Here is an 8,247-nt window from a genome sequence, read left to right as displayed (position 1 = left end):
CTGTCGGACTTATGCTTTCGAGCATAAATTTCAGTAGAACGAGTCGAATTATTCGATGGATTCGTGAGAATAGTTGACCTATTTAATCGAATTCATCGAATAATTGGGCCGTTCTTTCTGGAATTTAGGCCGAAGTAGTCTTAAGTCCGACAGGCTCCTAGAGTAAGGCCCATGAAATTAGATCACCTGAACAGAGAACCCTCTACCACTGATTCAATGACTTCCAATGTCTTTTCTCCTACCCCAGACAACGAGAAAGACATGATCATTCCTCCATCCAATAAAGATAGCGACAGTACGCAGTAACCTGAGTCACTGAAAAAAGCCTTCAGATGTCATTAGACGTCTGAAGGCTGTTTTTTAAGCAACTGACTGAACTCTTTACACTTAATTTTCATCCTGCGCCTCTTTTCTCGACAGACCCCGTTGAAAACCAGTGATATATTGCGATTTATCAGAAGATCGCCTCTAACTGGGAGTTGTTTATGCCCAAACTGTCTAGCTTTTATTGCCTAACACTTTTTGCAAAGCCGGTTCATTATGCTTAAAGGTAATGCAAACTATTTTTCTTCGCTTATGGCTGCTTCAACGACACCTATTATTCTCGCATTGTCGTTGGTCATGACAGGCTGCTCTTCTTCTAAGGAAACCCTGAAGAACGATGCAGGGCGTAGTTACAAACTCACTATTCTGCATACCAACGACCACCATGGTCGGTTCTGGAAAAATGAGCAGGGTGAATGGGGCATGGCTGCCCGAAAAACGCTGATTGATCAGATACGAACTGAAGTAGAAGCTGAGGGTGGAGAAGTATTACTGCTCTCGGGAGGCGATATTAACAGCGGTGTCCCTGAGTCCGACTTGCAAAGTGCCGTTCCGGACATCGAAGGTATGAACCTGATGGGCTACGACGCTATGGTGGTGGGCAACCATGAGTTCGATAACCCGATGAAAGTGCTCCACCAGCAGGAAAATCTGGCCAACTTCCCCTTTCTTTCTGCCAATACCTACGACGCCAGTACAGGCCGGCCACTCTTTGACGCATTCCGTTTGATGGATGTCGGTAATATGACGGTGGCGGTGGTAGGCCTGACCACTCAGGACACCCGAAAGATCGGTAACCCGGACAATGTTTCCCGGATAGATTTTAAAAACCCCCTGCGCATCGCACGCCGACTGGTTCCCAAGATACAAGAGCAAGTAGACGTGGTGATTGCCCTGACGCATCTGGGTTACTTTCCTGAACAGCAAAGCGCTAATGCTCCCCCCGGAGACATAGAGCTGGCGACAGAAGTCAGAGGTATCGATATGATTATCGGTGCTCACTCCAGAACAGCGCTATACCAGCCAGAAGTCGTCAATAACACCTGGATCATGCAGGCCGGAGAGAATGGAAAATACCTCGGCAGGGCTGACTTTACGCTGAAAGATGGTCAGCTCACCCTGGAGAAGTATGAGCTGATCCCTATCAACCATAAGAACCAGACCCCCCGTATAGAAGAAGACCCAGAAATGCTGAATCTTCTGGCTCCCTATCAGAAAAAAGGTCAGGAACTGACCATGAAGGCTTCAGGGGTGGTTGACCAGAGGTTTGAGGGTGAAAGAAAAGAAATCCGCAGTCGGCCTACCAATCTGGGGGTTCTGGTAGCCTCTTCCATGATGAAGAAAACCTACGCTGATTTTGCAGTCATCAATTCCGGCAGTATAAGAGCCAGCTTACCTTCTGGCCCTGTGTCCTATCGTGACATTTTGACGGTGAAGCCTTATAACAACTTTCTGGCCTACGCCAACATGACCGGCAGAGAGGTCCGTAAATACCTGCAGAAAGTTGTTAACCTGCCTGCCAAAACCGGCGCCTTCGCCCAGTTCGCAGGGCTGGAGATGACGATTAAAGGCAATAACGTTTCAAACATCAAAATTCAGGGTCGGCCACTGCGAAATAACAGAAAATATCGCATGGCGGTGAATGACTTTCTGGCTGCGGGAGGCGATGGCTATCCGGTGCTTGAAAAGCACCCTGGTTACGTTGTGACAGGGTATGGAACTGCAGAAGTGCTGAGGTGGTTCATAAAAACTCAATCGCCCATCAAAGCAGAAAACTTTGCTCCGGTTGGAATTTTAAGATACTAAGCTATATCCTTAGCTTCAATTTTTATAGTTAAATTTTTCAATATGGAACACTTTTACTTATGTCACTACTTGATGAAGTAAATGAAAAACGTAAAGAAATCAGAACAGATGGATATGCGATGTCCATTAGTGAATGGACTTCTCTATATGAGAATAAAGAAATAGATATTCATCCCGAATTTCAACGGTTCTTTAGGTGGAGCGATATCCAGAAAACCAACTTAATTGAATCGATACTTCTTGGTATTCCTATTCCACCTATTTTTGTCAGCCAAAGACCAGATGGCGTTTGGGATGTAGTAGATGGCCTTCAGCGCTTATCAACCATATATCAGTTTATGGGTGTACTAAAAGATGAAAATTCAAACAATATTGATCCTCTTACTCTAACTGGTACTAAATATCTACCAAGCTTAGAAGGGAAAAAATGGAATAACCCTGATTCAGAACAGAGTTCTTTTACTCAAGAGCTGAGGCTTATAGTAAAAAGATCAAAAATAAATGTAAGTATCATCCTTAAAGAAAGTGATGAAACTGCAAAATATGACTTATTTCAACGCTTAAACACAGGTGGCTCTGACTTAAGTCAGCAAGAAGTCAGAAATTGCATTCTGGTAATGCTTAACAAAAATTTTTACAACTGGCTGCAGTCATTAGCATCCTACACAATTTTCCAAGAGTGTATTTCTCTGAGTGATAGACCTTTAAGTGAATCTTATGATCTTGAGCTTGCACTTAGATTTGTAATTTTTACGCTCATTGACCGTAAAGAACTTAACCGTATTGGCGATGTTGGTATTTTTATTACAGAGAAAATGAGAAAAATTGCCACTGACAAGAGCTTTGATAGAGAGTTTTGGGAAAAACTATTTAAGGAAACATTTGATCTACTTTATCTTGAATTAGCGGAAGAATCTTTTAAACGATATAACACGACTAAAAGCAAGTTCTCTGGAGGATTCCTGCTTTCACAGTACGAGTCCATTGCTTATGGAGTGGGTTATGCAGTGAGCCAAGGCATTAAGCCAGAAAATATAAGAGAGAAAGCTGCATCAATATGGGGTGACACCCAATATACTGACTGGGTTGGCTCAGGAATAACCGCTACACGAAGACTTCCTAGGATTGTGCCATATGGTAGAGAGGTTTTCACCGGTGACAATTAGAACAAAGGAAAACCTTGTTGATAAAATTGGACAGGATCATGTTTGGAGGTTGAGAGAAATTTCTGAACTAAAAGGTTTAGTTGAAGCAAGTGCAATATCTGATTTAAGAAAGTCAGTCCTATGTCGCTCTGGCATAGCTTTGCTATATGCTCATTGGGAAGGTTTTATAAAAAAATCTGGGACATACTTTTTAGAGTATGTTTCAAATCAGAGACACAACATTTCAGAACTAAGAAGTAACTTTGTAACTCTTCTCGTTCGTGGAAAAATTGATAAAGCTAGTACATCAAACAAGTATTCCGCATTTGATGAAGTAACTCGATATATCATAGAAAACCAGAGTACTAGAGCAAGAATTCCAGTACAAAACGTTGTTAACACTGGCTCAAATCTATCTACAACTGTTTTGAAAGAGATTATGTGGTGCTTAGGACTTGATTATGATGTGTTTGCGGCAAAGGAAAAATTAATTGACTTAAGACTTGTTGGTAGAAGAAATCATATAGCTCATGGCGAATCATTAGAAATAGATATAAATGATTTTATCGAAATGGCTGAAGAAGTTTTGGGATTAATGGCAACATTTAAAAATTTACTGGAAAACTCTGCAATTACAGAAAACTATAAAGTTGCTTGAGATTACGTTTTTAAGCCTCAGTCAGAAGAGCAACATTACTTCTTCTGACTGAGGCAATGAGAATCAGTCACCCATCAGCACAGAGTCCAGCGCCAGTACAATCATTTCGTTAAAAGAGGTTTGTCTGTCATCAGGAGACAAGGCTTCACCCTTGCGAATGTGATCACTGACAGTACAGATAGCCAGACCTTTCGCGCCGTACTCAGCGCATACGCCATACAAGCCTGCAGCTTCCATTTCTACACCCAGAATGCCGTGCTTTTCCATGATGTCGAACATGTTGGTTTCCGGGCTGTAAAAAAGATCAGCAGAGTAGATATTGCCTACTTTTACCGGCATGTTCTTGTCACGAGCACTTTTAACGGCATTCTCAAGCAGTCCAAAATCCGCAATGGCTGCAAAGTCATGGTCATTAAAGCGAATACGATTCACTTTGGAGTCGGTGCTCGCGCCCATACCAATCACTACGTCACGCAGCTTCACATCGGAAGAGATTGCACCACAGGAACCAATGCGAATCAGTTTATTCACACCGTACTCTGTGATCAGTTCCTTGTAGTAGATGGAGGCTGAAGGAATCCCCATGCCTGAGCCCATGACAGAGACACGGCGGCCTTTATACGTTCCGGTATAACCAAACATGTTGCGAACGTCGTTTACCAGCTCAGCACCTTCAAAAAAGGTCTCAGCAATATACTTGGCACGCAATGGATCGCCTGGCATCAGGCAAACATCAGCAAACGCTCCGGGTTTGGCATGAATGTGAGGGGTCATTTTTTTTCCTCTATACAGCTTTTCAAAAAGCTGGCCGTCGCAGGGTATTACGACAGCCTGTAAATATAATTCTGTCGCGCTTATGACAGAAAACTGGTTCCGTAATCCATAGGTTCCAGATCAAAGAAACTGGCCAGACTCTGGCCTATATCAGCAAAGGTTTCCCGTCCTCCCAGAGAGACAGGAGGCACTTTCTTGCCGTATACCAGCACGGGTATATGTTCACGGGTGTGGTCTGTGCCAGGCCAGGTAGGGTCGCAACCATGATCAGCACTGATAATCAGCACATCATCTTCCTCCATGGCGTTGAGCAGTCTTGGCATCATGGCATCCAGCTCCTCCAGAGCTCGGGCATAACCGACCACATCACGTCGATGACCAAAGGAGGAGTCAAAATCAACAAAATTGGTAAAGATCAGAGAGCGATCTCCGGCGGATTCCAGCGCCTGCATGGTTGTCTCGAACAGTGCCGGGATCCCGGTAGCCTTCAGCTTTCCGGTGATGCCCTGATGAGCAAAGATATCGGCAATCTTGCCAACGCTGACCACTTCACCACCATTTGAAGCCAGTTTATCGAGCAGGGTTGGAGCAGGCGGCAGGACAGAGTAATCCCTTCGGTTGCCTGTTCTCTGAAAATCACCGGCATCATCACCAACAAAGGGCCGGGCTATGACACGACCAATGTTATAGGGCTCAAGCAGCTCACGGGCGATTTCACACACCTCATAAAGTCTATCCAGCCCAAAAGTTTCTTCATGGCAGGCAATCTGAAAAACACTGTCAGCTGAGGTATAGACAATAGGCTTGCCAGAACGCATGTGTTCTTCACCGAGGTTTTCCAGGATGGTGGTCCCTGAAGCGTGGCAGTTTCCGATCACACCGGGCAACTTTGCCTTTTTTACCAGCTGATCCAGAAGCTCCTGTGGGAAACTGTTTTCTTCATCGCTGAAATAGCCCCAGTCAAACAGCACCGGCACCCCCATCATTTCCCAATGACCGCTGGGCGTGTCCTTACCACTGGAAATCTCTTTGGCATAACCATGAGCACCGATCAGCTTTACATCGGTATTCATGCCAGCGGGAAAGACACCCGAAGAGTCTTTGGCAGCGTGCAGCAAACCAAGGCTGGCCAGTACCGGTAGCTCCAGCACACCGCTGCGCCCGATATCGGCTTTTCCTTCAGCACAGGCCTTGGCAATGTGACCAATCGTATTTGATCCTACATCACCAAACTGATCGGCATCAGCGCTGGCGCCAATCCCGAATGAATCCATTACCAGGACAATTGCTCGTTTCATGTGAGATACCTTACTCCTGAGAGTTCCCATGACAGGAACACGCTGACACCCTTGAATCACGAAGCTCTATGCTCTCAGCAATTCCATGCGAGTCCCCTAATTATTACTCAGAAAAATACTCAGCAAGACAGTTATTAATACTTAATCCAGTGAACGTCCGGAAAATTACTAAACTGAATTCACTTTCAGGAGTACTTCCTATGTTCAAGCACAGACTCTTGCTTATTTTTCTTTCATCGCCGAAACAATTTTTATCCCCGGAAGGAAAAAAATTGTTTTTCTGTCGTTCATGGCGAATGCCCCACCTCTCATCACTACAGAGAGTATTACGACAGTTCTTTCACCCAAACCTGTTTGCATTTCTGGTGCTCCTTCCAGGCCTTTCTGCAGGAACTGAAACGACCCAGACACCAGAAACTCTTGATTTTGACAGCATGCAAAGCTGCTACCAGCAGTTCACCTCTGATAACGATACGATCATTGGCAACTACTACAGGCGCAACCTCCGTTCAATAAATCCTGTTGTCCAACTGCCTGCCCCTCCCATCAGTACAGAGACCAGACAGACCTGTGCCGACATTTTCAAAACCCTTCACAGCAGCGCTCTTGCTGCTTTTGATACGCCCGGGAAACCGAACCTCTTCCCCCGTGAGTACTATGAATTTCTGATGGACAATGAGACCATCGAGATCGTCCGTAACCTGTTGCAAAACAACGAACCTACCGTTGCTCCGACTACTTCCATTACGCCTACCTCTTCATCCACTCAGGAACCCACTGCAACCCTGTCTTCCAGTACAACCGCATCGGTGACAGCAACTCCGACCATGGAGACAGAAACCCAAAACGTTGTGCCAACTGCTACGCCAACGCCCACAACACCGCAACCTCCCGTTACCTTTACCGACGACCAGATCAGGGGATTCATCTTCAACCTTTCTCACTATCTGGTCTCTTATCTGTCCGGGGGTTATACACCCACGTTCTGCGGTTCTTTCGACAATCCTTTTGTGGAAGAAGATGCCGAAAGTTTTGGCTGCCGCGCGATTGCTGCCAAGTTTTTTATCAAGGACCTGAAGAACCACAACAGACATCTGCGCGTTTTCACCTGGTATCAGTCTCCTGACTCCATAACCCGGCTTAATCAATGGCTGGATGACAATGCTTCCAATGATTACGTCGTTCCTCCCATTGTGGCAGTCTTCCAGCATGTTGAACTGGACGCCACACTGGATACCCAGTTTCTGGGTGGCCTTGTTGGCATACCCGATCTGAGGAAAGGTACTTTTGACCCAACCACTCCCTTTGAGGACGAGTATACTCCGACCATCAAAGGCTCAGGCCAATTCCAGACTGCCTGCGAAACATTCCAGCCAGAGAGCTTTCGAGAAGTTAACTGCAGCGGTGTCGATTCCAAAAACCACGATGCAAAGTCAGGCAATGCCCTGGTCAGTCTTGGGCAGGCCAGGGTCTCAGGCGTCAACTTCGAAGCCGCTCTTGCTCCGGTCACACTGGAGCACACCTATCATGACAGTGCTAATGGCCAGGCTAATGCGCGGGAAACCTTTCCCGCCGTTATGGTCATGGCTATAGGGCCTAATCCTGGTAATAAAGCCGCGTCATTACTGATCAACAGTAAAATGAAAATCCATTATCGCCCTGAGGTTGTTCGTAAACTGGAGAAAGACTTTTTTCTCAAGTATCGATTGAACAACAACTCTGGACCTGAACATAATTACGACGTCTATGCCTTCAGCCTTTATACCTGGGTAGACCAGTACATCATTACCCAGAATACTGTTTCGGTAGAAACCTGTGGCACGATGGCACTGGTCTATGAATCGCCAGTACACCAAGCACCTCTACACGTCAGCAAAAACAATATTGTTCAGGACTTTAAAGGCAACCTCTGTCACCAGGAGGCTTCGTCTTCTTCACCTTCGCCCACACCTGTCACCAACCAACCGGATCCATCCCAAACCCCAGATGCTCCTTCAGGAGCTGTAAAAACAACGGTCTACCTGATTATTATTTCTGTTATGAGCATTCTGTCAGTGTTGTCCAACTTACTATAGAAATCTTGTCAGATGTCTAGGAGCCTGTCGGACTTATGCTTTCGAGCATAAATTTCAGTAGAACGAGTCGAATTATTTGATGGATTCGTGCGAATAGTTGACCTATTTAATCGAATTCATCAAATAATTGGACCGTTCTTTCTGGAATTTAGGCCGAAATTGTCTTA

The 8,247-nt window shown here is 45.4% G+C and carries 8 protein-coding genes; 5 read left to right on the top strand and 3 right to left on the bottom strand.

Annotated features, from left to right (window positions below; genetic code table 11):
* The first annotated feature begins 171 nt into the window (after positions 1–171).
* The 4 genes from ACR2PX_RS08265 to ACR2PX_RS08250 all read left to right on the top strand — a co-directional run bounded on the left by ACR2PX_RS08265 (position 172) and on the right by ACR2PX_RS08250 (position 3,933).
* Positions 172–306 carry a hypothetical protein gene (locus ACR2PX_RS08265; RefSeq protein WP_433998883.1) on the top strand — a complete coding sequence of 45 codons (135 nt, stop codon included), beginning with the start codon at positions 172–174 and terminating at the stop codon, positions 304–306.
* 234 nt (positions 307–540) lie between these two features.
* The gene (gene ushA, locus ACR2PX_RS08260) at positions 541–2,130 is read left to right on the top strand and encodes a bifunctional UDP-sugar hydrolase/5'-nucleotidase UshA (RefSeq protein ID WP_433998882.1); all 1,590 of its coding nucleotides are present in this window, start codon (positions 541–543) and stop codon (positions 2,128–2,130) included.
* 59 nt (positions 2,131–2,189) lie between these two features.
* Entirely contained in the window at positions 2,190–3,296 is a 1,107-nt protein-coding gene (locus tag ACR2PX_RS08255; RefSeq protein WP_433998881.1) for a DUF262 domain-containing protein, read from the top strand.
* Complete coding sequence (locus ACR2PX_RS08250; RefSeq protein WP_433998880.1) at positions 3,286–3,933, top strand: MAE_28990/MAE_18760 family HEPN-like nuclease; 648 nt, start codon at positions 3,286–3,288, stop codon at positions 3,931–3,933. The genes ACR2PX_RS08255 and ACR2PX_RS08250 overlap by 11 nt, the downstream gene beginning before the upstream one ends.
* 63 nt (positions 3,934–3,996) lie before the next feature.
* Here ACR2PX_RS08250 and deoD read toward each other — a convergent pair whose 3' ends face one another.
* From deoD to ACR2PX_RS08235, 3 genes are all read right to left on the bottom strand, one after another.
* A complete protein-coding gene (gene deoD / locus ACR2PX_RS08245) occupies positions 3,997–4,707 on the bottom strand; it encodes a purine-nucleoside phosphorylase (protein ID WP_433998879.1) in 711 nt (236 codons plus the stop codon).
* 80 nt (positions 4,708–4,787) lie between these two features.
* Positions 4,788–6,005 (bottom strand): phosphopentomutase, encoded by a 1,218-nt coding sequence (locus ACR2PX_RS08240; RefSeq protein ID WP_433998878.1) that lies wholly within the window; start codon positions 6,003–6,005, stop codon positions 4,788–4,790.
* Between the two features lie 222 nt (positions 6,006–6,227).
* The gene (locus ACR2PX_RS08235; RefSeq protein ID WP_433998877.1) at positions 6,228–6,365 is read right to left on the bottom strand and encodes a hypothetical protein; all 138 of its coding nucleotides are present in this window, start codon (positions 6,363–6,365) and stop codon (positions 6,228–6,230) included.
* 74 nt (positions 6,366–6,439) lie between these two features.
* On the opposite strand from ACR2PX_RS08235, the gene ACR2PX_RS08230 reads away from it, so the two are divergent.
* Positions 6,440–8,080 carry a hypothetical protein gene (locus tag ACR2PX_RS08230; RefSeq protein ID WP_433998876.1) on the top strand — a complete coding sequence of 547 codons (1,641 nt, stop codon included), beginning with the start codon at positions 6,440–6,442 and terminating at the stop codon, positions 8,078–8,080.
* Positions 8,081–8,247 lie beyond the last annotated feature (167 nt).

This window comes from Endozoicomonas sp. (assembly GCF_051008435.1).
Taxonomy (GTDB): Bacteria; Pseudomonadota; Gammaproteobacteria; order Pseudomonadales; family Endozoicomonadaceae; genus Endozoicomonas_A.
This window is presented reverse-complemented; position numbering and strand designations above follow the sequence as displayed.

Bases quoted from the DNA above. Each gene is read 5' to 3' on its own strand.
- ACR2PX_RS08255 (WP_433998881.1), top strand. From the start codon at position 2,190: ATGTCACTACTTGATGAAGTAAATGAAAAACGTAAAGAAATCAGAACA.
- ACR2PX_RS08230 (WP_433998876.1), top strand. From the start codon at position 6,440: ATGCAAAGCTGCTACCAGCAGTTCACCTCTGATAACGATACGATCATT.
- ushA (WP_433998882.1), top strand. From the start codon at position 541: ATGCTTAAAGGTAATGCAAACTATTTTTCTTCGCTTATGGCTGCTTCA.
- ACR2PX_RS08235 (WP_433998877.1), bottom strand. From the start codon at position 6,365: ATGCAAACAGGTTTGGGTGAAAGAACTGTCGTAATACTCTCTGTAGTG.
- deoD (WP_433998879.1), bottom strand. From the start codon at position 4,707: ATGACCCCTCACATTCATGCCAAACCCGGAGCGTTTGCTGATGTTTGC.
- ACR2PX_RS08265 (WP_433998883.1), top strand. From the start codon at position 172: ATGAAATTAGATCACCTGAACAGAGAACCCTCTACCACTGATTCAATG.
- ACR2PX_RS08240 (WP_433998878.1), bottom strand. From the start codon at position 6,005: ATGAAACGAGCAATTGTCCTGGTAATGGATTCATTCGGGATTGGCGCC.